Source organism: Edwardsiella piscicida, assembly GCF_001896205.1.
Lineage (GTDB): Bacteria > Pseudomonadota > Gammaproteobacteria > Enterobacterales > Enterobacteriaceae > Edwardsiella > Edwardsiella piscicida.
In genome coordinates this window covers 2,855,336-2,869,794 of record NZ_MPNU01000001.1, presented here as the reverse complement: position 1 = coordinate 2,869,794, position 14,459 = coordinate 2,855,336, and the positions used below count along the sequence as shown (strand labels likewise).

The 14,459-nt window shown below is 59.0% G+C and carries 15 protein-coding genes; 7 read left to right on the top strand and 8 right to left on the bottom strand.

All coding sequences use genetic code 11. The features are described from left to right. The first annotated feature begins 36 nt into the window (after positions 1-36). The 4 genes from BRD58_RS13195 (at position 37) to BRD58_RS13180 (ending at position 4,096) form a co-directional block, all read left to right on the top strand. On the top strand, positions 37-1,527 hold the full coding sequence (locus BRD58_RS13195) for a DUF2264 domain-containing protein (RefSeq protein WP_073383937.1): 1,491 nt from the start codon (positions 37-39) through the stop codon (positions 1,525-1,527). A gap of 99 nt (positions 1,528-1,626) precedes the next feature. Continuing rightward, a complete protein-coding gene (locus tag BRD58_RS13190) occupies positions 1,627-2,481 on the top strand; it encodes a tagatose bisphosphate family class II aldolase (protein WP_012849353.1) in 855 nt (284 codons plus the stop codon). A 14-nt stretch (positions 2,482-2,495) separates the two neighbouring features. Then, positions 2,496-3,077 (top strand): DJ-1/PfpI family protein, encoded by a 582-nt coding sequence (locus BRD58_RS13185; RefSeq protein ID WP_073383363.1) that lies wholly within the window; start codon positions 2,496-2,498, stop codon positions 3,075-3,077. Positions 3,078-3,385: 308 nt separating this feature from the next. Further along, positions 3,386-4,096, top strand: coding sequence for an oligogalacturonate-specific porin KdgM family protein (locus tag BRD58_RS13180; RefSeq protein WP_012849350.1), 711 nt, complete (start codon positions 3,386-3,388; stop codon positions 4,094-4,096). A gap of 50 nt (positions 4,097-4,146) precedes the next feature. On the opposite strand, the gene yajD is transcribed toward BRD58_RS13180, so the two are convergent. The 3 genes from yajD to BRD58_RS13165 form a co-directional block, all read right to left on the bottom strand. Next, positions 4,147-4,494, bottom strand: a complete 348-nt coding sequence (gene yajD / locus BRD58_RS13175) for an HNH nuclease YajD (protein ID WP_012849349.1) — start codon at positions 4,492-4,494, stop codon at positions 4,147-4,149. A 184-nt stretch (positions 4,495-4,678) separates the two neighbouring features. Further along, positions 4,679-6,346 (bottom strand): methyl-accepting chemotaxis protein, encoded by a 1,668-nt coding sequence (locus BRD58_RS13170; RefSeq protein ID WP_041692790.1) that lies wholly within the window; start codon positions 6,344-6,346, stop codon positions 4,679-4,681. A gap of 209 nt (positions 6,347-6,555) precedes the next feature. After that, a complete protein-coding gene (locus BRD58_RS13165) occupies positions 6,556-7,458 on the bottom strand; it encodes a LysR family transcriptional regulator (protein WP_069579072.1) in 903 nt (300 codons plus the stop codon). Positions 7,459-8,055: 597 nt separating this feature from the next. Here BRD58_RS13165 and BRD58_RS13160 point away from each other — a divergent pair. After that, positions 8,056-9,651: an ABC-F family ATPase gene (locus tag BRD58_RS13160; protein WP_012849345.1), complete on the top strand. Its 1,596-nt coding sequence runs from the start codon at positions 8,056-8,058 to the stop codon at positions 9,649-9,651. Between the two features lie 182 nt (positions 9,652-9,833). Further along, the gene (gene eco / locus BRD58_RS13155) at positions 9,834-10,337 is read left to right on the top strand and encodes a serine protease inhibitor ecotin (protein WP_069579070.1); all 504 of its coding nucleotides are present in this window, start codon (positions 9,834-9,836) and stop codon (positions 10,335-10,337) included. Positions 10,338-10,385: 48 nt separating this feature from the next. Here eco and BRD58_RS13150 read toward each other — a convergent pair whose 3' ends face one another. The 3 genes from BRD58_RS13150 to BRD58_RS13140 form a co-directional block, all read right to left on the bottom strand. After that, positions 10,386-10,754: a helix-turn-helix domain-containing protein gene (locus BRD58_RS13150; protein ID WP_015462050.1), complete on the bottom strand. Its 369-nt coding sequence runs from the start codon at positions 10,752-10,754 to the stop codon at positions 10,386-10,388. Positions 10,755-10,964: 210 nt separating this feature from the next. Next, positions 10,965-11,603 (bottom strand): leucine efflux protein LeuE, encoded by a 639-nt coding sequence (gene leuE, locus BRD58_RS13145; RefSeq protein ID WP_012849342.1) that lies wholly within the window; start codon positions 11,601-11,603, stop codon positions 10,965-10,967. Positions 11,604-11,812: 209 nt separating this feature from the next. After that, complete coding sequence (locus BRD58_RS13140; RefSeq protein ID WP_015462049.1) at positions 11,813-12,022, bottom strand: hypothetical protein; 210 nt, start codon at positions 12,020-12,022, stop codon at positions 11,813-11,815. 661 nt (positions 12,023-12,683) lie between these two features. Here BRD58_RS13140 and BRD58_RS13135 point away from each other — a divergent pair. Continuing rightward, on the top strand, positions 12,684-12,923 hold the full coding sequence (locus BRD58_RS13135; protein WP_012849340.1) for a hypothetical protein: 240 nt from the start codon (positions 12,684-12,686) through the stop codon (positions 12,921-12,923). 200 nt (positions 12,924-13,123) lie between these two features. Here the strand turns inward: BRD58_RS13135 and BRD58_RS13130 are convergent, their stop codons facing one another. Both BRD58_RS13130 and BRD58_RS13125 read right to left on the bottom strand, forming a co-directional pair. After that, positions 13,124-14,164 (bottom strand): CobW family GTP-binding protein, encoded by a 1,041-nt coding sequence (locus tag BRD58_RS13130; protein ID WP_069579067.1) that lies wholly within the window; start codon positions 14,162-14,164, stop codon positions 13,124-13,126. A gap of 64 nt (positions 14,165-14,228) precedes the next feature. Next, a complete protein-coding gene (locus BRD58_RS13125; RefSeq protein WP_015462047.1) occupies positions 14,229-14,426 on the bottom strand; it encodes a YbdD/YjiX family protein in 198 nt (65 codons plus the stop codon). Between the last annotated feature and the right edge of the window lie 33 nt (positions 14,427-14,459).

Here is a 14,459-nt window from a genome sequence, read left to right as displayed (position 1 = left end):
CCTTTTTTTGACTTTTTTCTGAGCGAGGGCGTCCGTATGGCGCAGAAGAAAATCGAGGGCGCACCGCGTCCGATCATTCCCTATGAGCACCCCGATGGGCAGATGTACCTGCGTCTGCTGCGCGAGCGTCTGATCCGCCTGCGCTGGCGTAAGCGCGCCTATACCCGCAACGACGCCGCCCTGCGGGCCTGCTTTGCCGACGAGAGCCAGCCGCTGGAGCGCCAGTGCGACACGCTGGTGCGCTACGTGGCGGAGGCGTTTGACCACTACGCGGTGTGGGATTATACCCATGCCTACTACCCCGGCCGACCCAGTCAGCAGAATGCCCGCACCGACGCCATGGAGGGGTGCAGCCGGGTGCTGCCGACGCTGGCGACCTGGCTGCATAGTGCGGCGGCGCAGGGGCGGAACAGCGTCCTGACGGGGCTGAACGGACAGCGCTGGGACATCGCCGAGATGCTGAGCCGGGCGTTTCTGGCCGGCACCGATCCGGCGCATCCCGGCTATTGGGGTACGCTGCACGACTACGATCAGCGCATCTGCGAGAGCGCCGATCTGGCGCTGGCGCTGTGGCTGAGCAAGACGTGGGTCTGGTCGCGCTTCGACGCGCGCGCGCGCGCGCAGATCCTGACCTGGTTTCGCCAGGTGCCGGCGCGTCAAACGGTGGACAACAACTGGCACCTGTTCGGCCTGACGGTCGAGGCGGTGCTGTGTGATCTGAGCGGCGAAGGCGAGATAGACCCGCAAAAGTATCAGCGAATCAAGGCGTTTTATGTCGGCGAGGGGTGGTTCCGCGACGGCGCGCGCGGTAACTATGACTACTACAATGCCTGGGGATTCCACTACTCCCTGTACTGGCTGGATCAGATCGATCCGCAGTTTGACCGGGCCTTTATTCACGACGCCCTGCGCCAGTTTAACGACGGCTACCGTCACCTGATTACCCCCCAGGGGATCGCCTTCTTCGGCCGCAGCGCCTGCTATCGCCTGGCCGCCGCCGCGCCGCTGCTGGCGGAGGCCAGTCAGGCTGCGACGGCGCAGAGCCTGGGCTGTGCGCGGCGGGCGCTGGAGGTGACGCTGCGCTATTTCATCGCCAACGGGGCGATGCGGGCCGGCGCGCCGACCCAGGGGCTGTTTGCCGATGATGCGCGCCTGGTGGACAACTACAGCGGGCCGGCCAGCAGCTTTTGGTCGCTGCGCGCGCTGAATATCGCGCTGTACAGCGCGCCGCAGAGCGGGCTATGGCAGGCGACGTCGCTGCCGCTGCCGGTAGAGCAGGGCGACTTTTCGCACCGCATCGACGCGATCGGCGTGCAGCTTCTGGGCTGTCAGGAGACCGGCGAGAGCGTGGCGCTGTTCCTGCACGACTATACCAAGGCGCAGAGTCCCCTGAGCCGTCGCCTGCTGCGCCAGCGCCCGTGGCAGTGGCTGCAGGAGAGCCTAACGGGGCGCGCCGAGCGGCCAAAAAACAACCTGCTGCGCAAGGGGGTGACCTGCTACAGTTCGAAGATGGATCTTTACTTTTAGTTTCGCCGGTCAATGTCACACTTTTATTGTCTTTTGAATGTTTTCTTTATTTTGTTTTAATGATTAAATGAAAGCAGATGAAGATGCGGAGGTGTGACGATGTTTTTGGTTTCTTCCCGGGATATGCTGCTGCAGGCGCAGGCCAAGGGGTACGCGGTACCGGCGTTTAACATTCACAACCTGGAGACCATTCAGGTCATTGCCAAGACGGCGGCCCAGATGGGGTCTCCGGTGATCCTGGCCGGTACGCCCGGTACCTTTAGCTACGCCGGCGTCGCCTATCTGGTGGATATTTGCCGCGAGGCGGCGCGTGAATACCGTATTCCGCTGGCGCTGCATCTGGACCACCATGAGTCCTATGAGGATATCTGCACCAAGGTGGCGAGCGGCGTCCGGTCGGCGATGATCGACGCTTCGCACCACGCCTTTGCGGAGAACGTGGCCCTGACCCGTCGGGTCGTGGAGTATTGCCACCGTCTGGACTGCACCGTTGAGGCCGAGCTGGGCCGACTGGTCGGTCAGGAGGATGATCTGGTGGTCGACGCGGCGCACGGCAGCTATACCGATCCGGCGATGGCGGCCGAGTTCGCCCAGGCGACCGGCATCGACTCCCTGGCCATCGCTATCGGCACCGCGCACGGCATGTATAAAGAGGCGCCGCGCCTGGACTTTGACCGCCTGGCCCTGATCCGCCGTCAGACCGAGGTTCCGCTGGTGCTGCATGGCGCCTCCGGCATCCCGGATCAGGATGTCGAGCGCTGCGTCTCGCTGGGGATCTGTAAGGTCAACGTGGCGACGGAGCTGAAGATCGCCTTTTCTGACGCGGTGAAAGCCTATTTCGCCAGCCATCCCGCGGCGAACGATATGCGTCACTATATGGAACCGGGTAAGGCGGCGATGCAGCAGGTGGTGGAACAGAAGATCCGCATCTGCGGCAGCGCCGGACAGCTGTAAGGAGAGCACTGAGCATGACGAAACGGGTTGCCGTCCTGTTGGCGCACGGGTTTGAAGAGGGTGAGGCGGTGGTGTTTATCGACATCATGCGTCGCCTGGATATTCAGGTGGAGATCCTCTCCTGCGAGGAGAGCCTGGCGCTGAACAGCTATTTTGAGACCCCTATCCGGGCCGATGCGCTGCTAGCCGATCGCCTGGAGACGCTGTACGACGCGGTGATGATGCCGGGCGGGCCTCAGGGCACCGACCGCCTGAACGCCAGCGCCAGCGTGGTCGCATTTTTACGCCGCCACATTGCGGCAGATAAATATATCTGCGCGCTGTGCTCCTCTGGCGCCAAGGTGTTAGCCGCCCATGGCCTGCTCGAGGGACGGCGCTACAGCACCGGAGACAAGCTGGCCGAGCGTTTTGCCGACGGCGAGTATGTGGACAGGGATGTGGTGGTCGATGGCCGCTTTATCTCGGCCAAGGGACTGGGCGTCAGTTTTGAGTTTGCCTTTACCGTCGCTCGCCATTTATTGGCGGATAATGTTGCCAAGGTAGATGCTCAGGCCAGCCATATCTATTTTCGGCGCTGGCCGTTAACGGGATATTGATCGATTGCCGAAAGTTTTGGGGTTATTTTACTGCGACGGTATCGCCTACGGGGGATACCGTTTTTTTTATTATGGCACTATCCTTTCTTTCTATTTCTTTCGCTTGCTTTCTATTTGGTGTGATTTTGTGATCGTGCGTAATAAAATGAAACTTTAGCGCGCGTAGTATATCCCTACGCCAACGGCGGCTTCGATCGCTCTGGCGTCGGCGCTGCGCGGCGTCAATGCGCTATGGCTCGGGCATCATAACGGCAACGCGCGGGTTACCCATCAGTCAATAATTAATATTGAAAAGAGTTAAGGATACGATGAACAAGTTAATTTACTTGGCCGCACTCCCATGCTTGTTTTCTGCCTCTCCGTCATGGGCCAATAATTATAAAACCAGCGTTGAATACCGTCATGAGTATCGTGAGGGCGTAAAAAAACATAGCGATAGGTTTAAGGTATTTTTAGATACCGGCAATCATATCGGCTTCGAGTTTGATGCCCGCTATGGTAACCACGATGATAAAGCCTATGATCAGATGTACCTGAATGGCTCTGAGCTAAATGTTTTTTATTATACCGATCTGAATAAAAATACCCTGCTGCTGGCAGGTAACTCCTTTGACTTTACCTCTGAGGGGCTGGTATTCATTCCGTTTGTGCGCCTGAACTACACCTTTGATAATGGTTTCTATATCAATGGGCGCTATAAGTGGAAGCTATGGGACTACTCGATGAAGGGGGTAGACCAACAGCCTTACCATTCAAAGATCCAGGAGTTTGATACGTTTATTGGCTATAAGTGGGGGCAGTGGAACTTTCAGTATCAGCTGGATCTGATGCGTGAGATGTCCGCCAACGGCCAGCCGCTGTATAACGGTAAAAAGTGGGACTATGCGAATAACTTTAGGGTGGTATACGCCATTGATGCCAACTGGCGCCCCTTTATCGAAATCGGCGATATCAAGGAGAGCCGCGACAGCGATCGGCGCCAGGGACGCTATCGTATCGGTCTAAAATATACCTGGTAATCCGCACCCGCGCTCACCGGGGTTACGCGGCGGCGTCACCCCGGCTGGGACTATTTTTTCCCGTTTAGGCGGCTTTTCAGGTCGGCAAACGGGTTGTAGGTCGCTACGCCCACCTCTTGCTGCGCATCTTCACCGGCGACTACGCGGGTGCCAAATGCGTCGGCCTCCGTGTATTTTTCGTGCTCATGATCGTGGCAATAGAGGCACAGGAGCTCCCAGTTGCTGCCGTCGGCGGGGTTGTTGGTGTGGTCGTGATCGAGGTGGTGCACCGTTAGCTCACGCAGGTTGGAGTAGACAAATTCGCGGGCGCAGCGTCCGCAGACCCAGGGAAACAGCTTCAGGGCCTGTTCGCGGTAGCCGCTTTCCAATCGGGCATAGTTTTTGGGAATGATAGCCATACGCTTATCTCGTCGAGAAAAAGGATGGCGTCTATGGTAGGGCAAAGCGGCGCTGCGATCACTCGGCGATTGCCGGTGCGGCGTTAATTGTGCGAGCGGACGCCGGTTTTGCCGCTGGGCAAGGCGGGGAGAGGAGTGAGAGGAGCGGCGCCCAGGCGCCGCTCCCTGCCGATCGTCTCAAGGATTAGAACTGATCCCAGTTGGCGTCGTCGTCGCTGCGGGAGGCCGCGGCCGCCTTGGCGGACGGCGCCGGCGTCGCCGGTGCGGCGACGGGCTTGGCACTGACCGGCGCCTTCTCTTCCTGGTCGTTGGTGCGGAACTGGGAAACGGTCTGGTTCAGGCGGTCGGCCTGATCCTCCAGCGCGCCGGCGGCGGCGGCGGACTGCTCCACCAGGGCGGCGTTCTGCTGGGTTACCTTATCCATCTCATTGATCGCCAGTGCTATCTGGGCAATGCCGCGGCTCTGCTCTTCGGAGGCAGAGGAGATCTCCTGCATGGTGTCGGAGATGTGGTTCACGGAGGTGACGATCTCTTCCATCGCATGGCTGACGTTTTCCACCAGCTGATTGCCCTGATCGACTCGGGTTACCGAGGTGTCGATCAGCCCCTTGATCTCTTTGGCGGCCTGCGCGCTGCGCTGCGCCAGGTTGCGCACTTCGCCGGCGACGACGGCGAAGCCGCGTCCCTGCTCACCGGCGCGGGCGGCTTCGACCGCGGCGTTCAGTGCCAGGATGTTGGTCTGGAAGGCGATGCCGTCGATTACGCCGGTAATATCGCCAATTTTACGTGAACTTTCGGCAATTTCGGTCATGGTGCTGACCATCTGACGGGTGATCTTTCCACCGTTGACGGCGATGGTTGAGGCCTTCTGCACCAGGTCGGTGGCCTCGCGGGCGCTGTCGGCGTTGTTTTTCACCGTGCTGGAGATCTGCTCCATGCTGGAGGCGGTCTCCTCCAGCGAGCTGGCCTGCTCCTCGGTACGGCTGGAGAGGTCGTTGTTGCCGGCGGCAATCTCCTGCACGCCGGTAAAGATATTCTGGGTGCCGGCGCGTACCGCGCCGACCATGTGGGCCAGCTCGTCGCGCATATGGCGCAGCCCCTGCATCAGCTGGCTGACTTCGTTATCGCCGCGCGCCTGAATATCGATGGCCAGGTTGCCGTGGGCAATCTCGGCCTGATAGGCGATCACCTGCTGGATACGGGCGATGATGTGGTTACGCACCCAGTACAGCACCAGGGCGGTCATCGCCAGGAACAGGATCATAAAGCCGATGGTCAGCGGGATCATCTGGCGGTAGTTGGCCGCCGCTGCCTGGGAGGCCGGGCTGATGATCTGGTTGGCGACGTAGTCGGAGGCCTCATCCAGAGAGGACATAAAGCCGCTGCTGGAGTGGTTTTTCAGCACGCTCTGAAAGCCGGCGATATCGTTGCTCTGCAGGCATTCGATCATCGAGACCAGATCGGCGCGCGCTTTGCCATACAGACCGCGTACTTTTTCGGCGCGGCCGTTATCGTGGCCGCTGCTGAGGGAGAGGCTGTAGAAGTTCTCCATCTCTTTATCGACGTTGCCGAGCTTCTGCAGCAGGTTGCCGAGGGAGACGCGGGCGTTGCCCTCATCGCTGTGGGCGCTCAGCGCCAGGGCATCCTTCATGATCTCTTCGCGGATCTGGGTAATGGAGGCATAGGCGCGGTCCATCGCCATAATTTGGTTGAAGCCGCTGGAGATTTGATCGAGGCGGGTGTCGGTGCTGGAGGCATCGCGCAGACTCCAGATGCCGGAAAAGATCTGCAGGCCGCAGAACAGGGCCAGAACGGCCATCAGTCCCCGTGAAATTTTCAATCGTTCAAACATATCTAACCTGTCGTGAGCAGTAATGGAGTCAATGTCCGGCGCGCAGAGGTACCGAGGCCGGAAAAAGGTGTGCTATTACTGTCGGTTGATAGTGTAAAAACTTTAATGGTTTAGCTAATTAATTAAATGTGGCGTGTAAGGATAACGTGGCGATCCCAGCGCAGAACGAGTCGCATTGACCGTTCTGCGGTAGGATAAAACGGACGCCATTAATCGCCAAACAACGTGGGATGAAGGTCGCCATTCAGCAGGCGTTCTCGCCACCACTGCACGGCGCGTCCGGCCTTGGCGTGGCGCCAGCCGACGTAGGCCACCTCGCGCGGGGGGGTAAACGCCAGGGGCGGCGCGCAGAGGCGCCGCTGCGTCAGGTAGGGGCGCGCGGCGTGTCGCGGCAGGTAGCCGGCCCCCGCGCCGCTAAGCAAGAGGCTGATTTGGTATGCCGCGTCATAGACCACGATATGCTGCGGCGTCTCCTGCCCCACGGCGGCGGGGCTGACGGTGAGCCTGTCGCCCATCACGATGGTTCGCTGCTCGCCGAGCTGCTGCGGCGTCAGCGGGTGCGCGCAGCGGTTCAGGGGATGGTCGGGTGCCACCGCCAGCAGGGTATCGATATAGCCCAGGCTCTGATAGGTGTAGCCGCCGTTTTCCGGCAGCTGGGGGGCCGTGCCAATGATGATATCGGCCATGGCGCCGCGCTCGCCGCCTGCTCCGCTCTGCGTCGGCGCATGGGGCATCAGGTGCAGGCGGGTATGACGGTGTGCCTGAATGAAGGCATCGATCACCGGGTGCAGGGTGTGCGGCAGGATATAGCCCTCCAGCGCCATGAACATCTCCATCTCCCAGCCCGACTCCAGCAGCGTCGCCTGGCGCTCTAGCTCCTGCGCCTCGTTCAGCAGGCGGCGCCCCTTTTCCAGAATGATGCGCCCGGCGCGGGTAAAGCGCGCGCGGTGGCCGCTGCGGTCGAGCAGCTGTAGATTCAGGTTACTTTCCAGCTTTTGTACCATGTAGCTCAGGGCGGCGGGGGTTTTATACAGCGACTGGGCGGCCGCCGCGAAGCTGCCGTGTCGATCAAGCGCATCGAGGATCAGCAGCACCTCCAGATTTATACGCATAGGCGGCTCCGTCCGGGGCGCGTCGCGCGCCGGTGGTCGATGCGCTTTTCGTCATGCGTGAAAAGGGCATGGCCCATCAGCAAAATACGGAAAGTGAATACGGATAAACGCCGATTTATTTTTTTATTCGATACTTTAGATAAAAGAAAAACTTTCATCTTGCCATAACGCAAATTAATTATCATATATCCCTTTGAATAGCTATGCAGATATATCTGTATATTTATTTTGGTGTGGTGATTAAATATAAAGCCCGCGGGTTACTATTTGCGCGGAGTGATTAATGTTTTGCCGTCAGTGTAATAAATTTTATTTTCTTTTTATTCTAAATAGAAAGTATTAATGAGCTGCCCCGTAAATATATGCTAATTATTAATTGAGTGCGACGCTATTGGCGCTGTCGCAGAGAATAATCTTTTTTATTTTGTCCGATCGCTTATTGGTCGCACACGAAATATGTCGTGGACGCCGGCGGGACGCGGGTCTCCCGCGAGCGCGGCGGGGGTGGTGCGCCATCGCGCCGCGCAGTGGACGACATTTGTGCTGCGTTTGTGGCATAATGTGAACAAAATCACGTTAACCTATTGAGATTGCGCTGTGCTGATAAGTAACAACATCACCATGCAGTTTGGCAGTAAGCCGCTGTTTGAGAATATTTCTGTCAAATTTGGCGGTGGAAACCGCTACGGTCTGATCGGCGCCAACGGCTGCGGAAAGTCTACGCTGATGAAGATCCTCGGCGGCGATCTGCAGCCGACGGCCGGGAACGTCGCGCTGGATCCGAATGAGCGTCTGGGTAAGCTGCGTCAGGATCAGTTCGCCTTTGAAAAATACAGCGTGATCGATACGGTCATCATGGGGCACCAGGAGCTGTGGGCGGTGAAAGAGGAGCGCGATCGTATCTACGCGCTGGCGGAGATGAGCGAAGAGGAGGGATACCGCGTCGCCGATCTGGAGGTCGCCTACGGTGAAATGGACGGCTACAGCGCCGAGGCCCGCGCCGGTGAACTGCTGTTGGGCGTCGGCATCCCGGTCGAACAGCACTATGGCACCATGAGCGAAGTGGCGCCGGGCTGGAAGCTGCGCGTGCTGCTGGCGCAGGCGCTGTTTTCCGATCCGGATATCCTGCTGCTCGACGAACCGACCAACAACCTGGATATCGATACTATCCGCTGGCTGGAGACGGTGCTGAACGAGCGCAACAGTACCATGATCATCATCTCCCATGACCGCCATTTTCTGAATATGGTGTGCACCCATATGGCCGATCTGGACTACGGCGAGCTGCGCATTTACCCGGGCAACTATGATGACTATATGACGGCGGCCACCCAGGCCCGCGAGCGCCTGCTGGCGGACAACGCCAAGAAAAAGGCGCAGATCGCAGAGCTGCAGTCGTTCGTCAGTCGCTTTAGCGCCAACGCCTCTAAGTCGCGTCAGGCTACCTCGCGCGCCCGTCAGATCGATAAGATCAAGCTGGACGATGTGAAGGCCTCTAGCCGTCAGAACCCGTTCATCCGCTTCGAGCAGGAGAAAAAGCTGTTCCGCAACGCGCTGGAGCTGACGGACCTGAGCAAAGGCTTCGATAACGGCCCGCTGTTCAGCGGGGTGAAGCTGCTGCTGGAGGCCGGCGAGAAGCTGGCGGTGCTGGGGACCAACGGCGTCGGTAAATCCACCCTGCTGAAAACCCTGGTTGGCGATCTGACACCGGACGCCGGCGGCGTCAAGTGGGCTGAAAACGCCCAGATAGGCTACTACGCGCAGGATCACGAGTATGAGTTTGAACAGGATATGACCCTGTTCGACTGGATGAGCCAGTGGCGCCAACAGGGCGATGACGAGCAGGCCGTGCGAGGGTTCCTCGGTCGTCTGCTGTTTAGCCAAGAGGACATCAAAAAGTCGGTTAAGGTGCTCTCCGGCGGTGAGAAGGGGCGTCTGCTGTTCGGTAAGCTGATGATGCGCCGCCCCAACGTCCTGGTGATGGATGAGCCGACCAACCATATGGACATGGAGTCGATCGAGGCGCTGAATATTGCGCTGGAGCTGTATCAGGGAACGCTGATCTTCGTCTCCCACGACCGTGAGTTTGTCAGTTCGCTGGCGACTCGGATCGTGGAGATCACCCCGCAGAAGGTGGTGGACTTTGGCGGCGGCTACGAAGAGTACCTGCGCAGTAAAGGCGTCGATGAGTAAACGAACGGCCCTGCGGGGCCGTTTTTTTTCGGGGCACGGCGGCGGCGCGCGCGCGTTGTCGCACGGCCGACGCCGCGCGCTGCCCCTGTTTGTCAGAATGCGCCTATGGGGAGCGCGCATGCCGGTGTGGTAGGCTGTTACCCGTTTGGCGCATCGCGCACAGGATAAATAAGGATTTGATGATGAAGACATTCTCTATGATGATGGCGGGCATGATGCTAGCCGCTTCTTCCGTGAGCGCCTGGGCCGGCTCGGCGGATCTCAGCCGTCAGCCGCTGGATAAGGTGGCACCCTATCCTCAGGCCGAACAGGGCATGACGCGTCAGGTTATCTATCTGCCGCCGCGCGACGATGAAGCGGCGCTGCGGGTTGAGCTGTTGATCGGTAAAACGCTGCAGGTCGACTGTAACCGCCAGCGCCTGATGGGGCAGCTAGAGAGCAAGACCCTGCAGGGGTGGGGATACGACTACCTGGTGATGGATAAGGTCAGTGGACCGATGGGTACGCTGATGGCCTGCCCGGATAATCAGCGTCATCCGGCGTTTGTGACGGTTCACTTAGGCGATAGCGCGCTGCAGCGCTACAACAGCAAGCTGCCGCTGGTGGTCTATGTGCCGCAGGGCGTTCAGGTGAAATACCGTATCTGGCAGGCCCAGCTGGCGGTGATGGACGCGCAGATCAAATAAGGCGCGGTGGCGGGCCGATGACGCCCGCCGCGATGGGGCGTACGGACATTAGGCGAGCGATAGCGCAACGCGGTGCTCGCCGTCCGTTTGCTGGCGATAGCTGCCGGGCGAGGTGCCGTAGCGGCGCTTAAAGGCCCGGCTGAAGGTCTGCTGGCTATCAAAGCCGTACTGCAGCGTGATCTCCATAATCTTCTTATTGCTGCGCTGCAGCTCCGCCGCCGCCCGGATCAGGCGGCGTTTGCGCACATAGGCGGCCAGGCTGTAGCCGGTGACCTCTTTAAACAGGCGCTGCAGATACCATTTGGAATAACCCGCCCGTTCGGCGATATCGTCGATCAGAATACGCTTGTCCAGATTCTGCTCTATCCACTGAATTAATGCGTCGACCAACAGCTGGTGCTGTCCCTGGGTTGTCATTGGGTGTCCCTCATCGCTGGCGTTGTGTGTGCCTGTCTCCATAGTAGCGGAACAAAAATAGAGAGACTTATACAAAAACTAAGGCTTCTTGTTGTTTTGTAAAGAAATGCCAGCTAGGTGTTTCCAGGCGTAATAATGGCGGCAATGGGGAGAGAATATGGAGGAGGCCGGCGAAGATCGGGTCTTCGCCGGGCGGCGGTGAGGCGGTCGTTAGGCGGTGGCGGTGGCCAGTTTGCTGGCGAAGCCAAGGAACATCAGGCCGACCATGGAGTTCCCCAGGCGGGCCAGACGCTGTTTCTGTCCCAAAAAGTGGGCCAGCGCGGCGCCGGAGAAGATCAGAAACGTCATGTAGCAGATGCTGATGCACTCCAGGATGGTCGCCAGGATCAAAAACGAGAGCCCGGTGTGGGCGTAGTTCAGGTCGATAAACTGCACGAAGAAGGAGACATAGAACAGGATCGACTTAGGGTTGGTCAGGCTGAGCGTCAGCGCCTTACGGAAGGTATGGCTCACCTCGACGTGCTCCTCGCTGGCCTGACGCGGGGTGTGGCGCAGGGCAGAGTAGAGGATTTTGATCCCCAGATAGAGCAGATAGAGTGCCCCGAGCATTTTGATCAGGTTAAACAGAAACGGGGAGGAGCGGATCAGCGACGCGATCCCTAAATAGGCCAGGAAGATCAGGACTCCATCGCCGATCAGCACTGCGCTGGCGGCCTTATACCCTTCACGGATACCGCCGGTGATCCCGGTCTTGAGGACGAACAGCGTATTGGGACCGGGGACCAGAATGATGAATATCGCACCCAGGACATACGTCCAGATATTGAGTACGCCAAAGCTTTCTAACACATCAACCTCGTTTTAGTTAGTGAGTTATGTGGAACTATTGCCTTAATAATGTTCGATTATTCTACACACTTTAGGCGCCGAATGGCAGAGGCAAGATGCAGGTCGCGGAGCGTCTCGCGGCGACCTTTTTTCCGGCGTAGCCTCACCGCCAAGCCGGGCTGCGCACGGCCTGTCGGGACAGCACTTCTCCGCGGCGCCCGGACGGAGCGCTAGGCGGTACAGCAGTCGACGCTGGTCAAATGGTAGGTGCTATGCAGATCGATCATCGCCGCCAGGCGAGCGTTGGCCTTCATCATCGCCTTGGGGCGCGACTCCGCGCTGATGACAAAGGCGCCTTGCTCTTTGCTGGCGGTGGTTTTCCCGGTGTTTTCCTCTCTCAGGGTGAGAATACGGTCATAACGGCAGAGAAACTGTTGCATGTGTAGCCTCGAATGAATCGTCGGCGGGAGGCGACATCGCCACGGATGGCGGGTGCTCCCCGGTCCGAAACGCAGAAACGTACCGTGCGTTAAAAAAACGAGTGTCGGCGCGGTGGTGCGCCGCCGCGATGTCCGCGGGGTGCCTAGGGGAAGATAGAGATAATTTATTGTTTTTTCCCCTATTCCTACCGACGCCGACCCGACGTGCCTTCGTCTGACGCGGCGTGCGGCCCGCGCTGACGAGAGGCGGTGTTCCGACGCTGCGCGGAACACTATTTAGTGTAATCATTATTACTTTAGCGAACATATAGATTTGTGAAATGCGTTGCAACCCGCCAGCGTCGTCGGCATTTCTTTGGTCGTCGGCGTACGCGCTGGCGTACACCTATGGATATGCTTATTTACGCACGTTTTTACCACATCTATGCGGCGGGGGAGGCTGAGAAGCGGATTACATCGGCGACGTTGTAGAATATTCGCACAGGCGATCTGCATAAAATTCCATAATTAGCAAAACTTATAACTATAAGCCGATTACGACAAATTCTATTGTCAGCGTTAATTTCTGGGTTTTGACTTGAACGCCACATTTTATCGTGAGATTAATGAGTCGTCTTAGAACCAAAAGGTATAGGTTCTGTTTAATCCAAGGAGAAATATTATGTTGACGGCAATTTATTCTGGTTTTCGTGGTTCGATGCGTTGGGCTCTCATGCCGGTCTATCGTGGGCATGGTGATTATACTTTATTGTTTACAGTGGTTTTTTTCTTCGGAATGAGCCTGGTGCGTTCAATGGCCTGGGGTGAAATGAATAGCTGGTATCACGTATTTATTAATATTCCTCTGCTGATGATCGCATATGCGCTGGCGTGGATGGTGGAGCGTGCCATTAAGGAGTAACGGTTTATTAAACAGGTAAAGGTTGATTTAACCTCCCGCACAGTCTTCGGACGTTTCCCATGCCGCCTATGCCAGCGAGCCTAATGACATAGGCGGCATTATTTAATTCAATATATTTATATCTCTGCGCCGTTTCTCCTCCTCCGCGCTTGTGCCTGAATACCGAGCATCGTCCTGAGCCTCTGCGTCCGCGGGGAGCGTCACGCTGCGCCTTCACCGCCCTGGGCGGCGTTAAACTCGGCCCGCAGCGTCGCTATCGGCAGATGACGGCCAATGATCACCAGCTGGGAGCGACGCGGCGCATCGGGCGGCCAGGGGGAGCCATAGTCAAAGCCGACCACCCGATGGATGCCCTGTACCACCAGGCGGCAAGGCTGATCGGCGATGGCCAATACCCCCTTATAGCGCAGCATATCGTTGCCGTGGCGTTCGACGCACTGCGCCATAAAGGCGCCGATACGCTGAAGATCCAGCTCTCCCCCCTCCAGCAGATGCGCCTGAATGGCGTCATCGACCGCGGTGGAAGGGGCCGCCGCGGCGCGGAACGGCTGAAAGCGCGGCGCCGCCGCGGCGTGCGCCGTGACGATATGCAGCCCGCGGGAGACGCTGAGATCGTCGCTGAGGGTAAAGGCGTGCAGATTCAGCCACAGGGCCGCGGGACAGATACCGCGCTCGACCTGATACAGCTCGGCCCGCGAGTTGATGCGCCGAATCCGGGCGATGACCGCCTCGCGCTGTGCCTCGTCGACCCTATCGGCCTTGGTCAGCAGGATGCGATCGGCAAAGCCCAACTGGGCGGCGGCGACGGGATGCTCGTCCAGCTGGCGGGGCAGGTGCTGACAGTCGGCCAGCGCGATCACCGCGTCCAGACGCAGGGCATCGCGCAGCGCGGGCTCGACAAAGAAGGTCTGCACGATCGGCGCGGGATCGGCCAGGCCGGTGCTTTCGATGATGATATGGTCGAACTGGCGCTGCCCGGCGCGGCGCTGGGCCAGCAGATCGCTCAGCGCTGCGCTGAACTCGCCGCGCACGCTGCAGCAGAGGCAGCCGTTGCTGAGCTCGGTGACCGACACCGACGCGTCGGCCTCCAGCAGGGCGCCGTCGAGGTTGACGGCGCCAAACTCATTCTCCACGATGGCCAGGCGCCGATCGGGGCCGCTGCGCAGATAGTGGTTGAGCAGGGTGGTTTTGCCGGCGCCGAGGAAGCCGGTCAACAGGGTAACGGAAACGGGGCTCTGCATGGTCTCTCCCGGGTTGGCGGGGCGCGCAGGCGCCCCGCGGATACATAACGCCGCGCGCCGTCGCTCAGCAGCAGCGGGTGCTGCCTTTGCCGCCGTAGCGGGCATCCTGGCGCTCACGGAAAAAGTCCTCATAGCTCATCGGCGTCTGCTCGGGGTGCGTCAGCCGCATATGCTGGACATAGTTATCGTAATCGGGCACGCCGACCATTAGCTTGGCTGCCTGCCCGAGGTATTTACCGGCCTTGGCCAGGGTATCGAACATAGCGCCTCCTTCGTTGCGCCGCGTCGGCGCGCT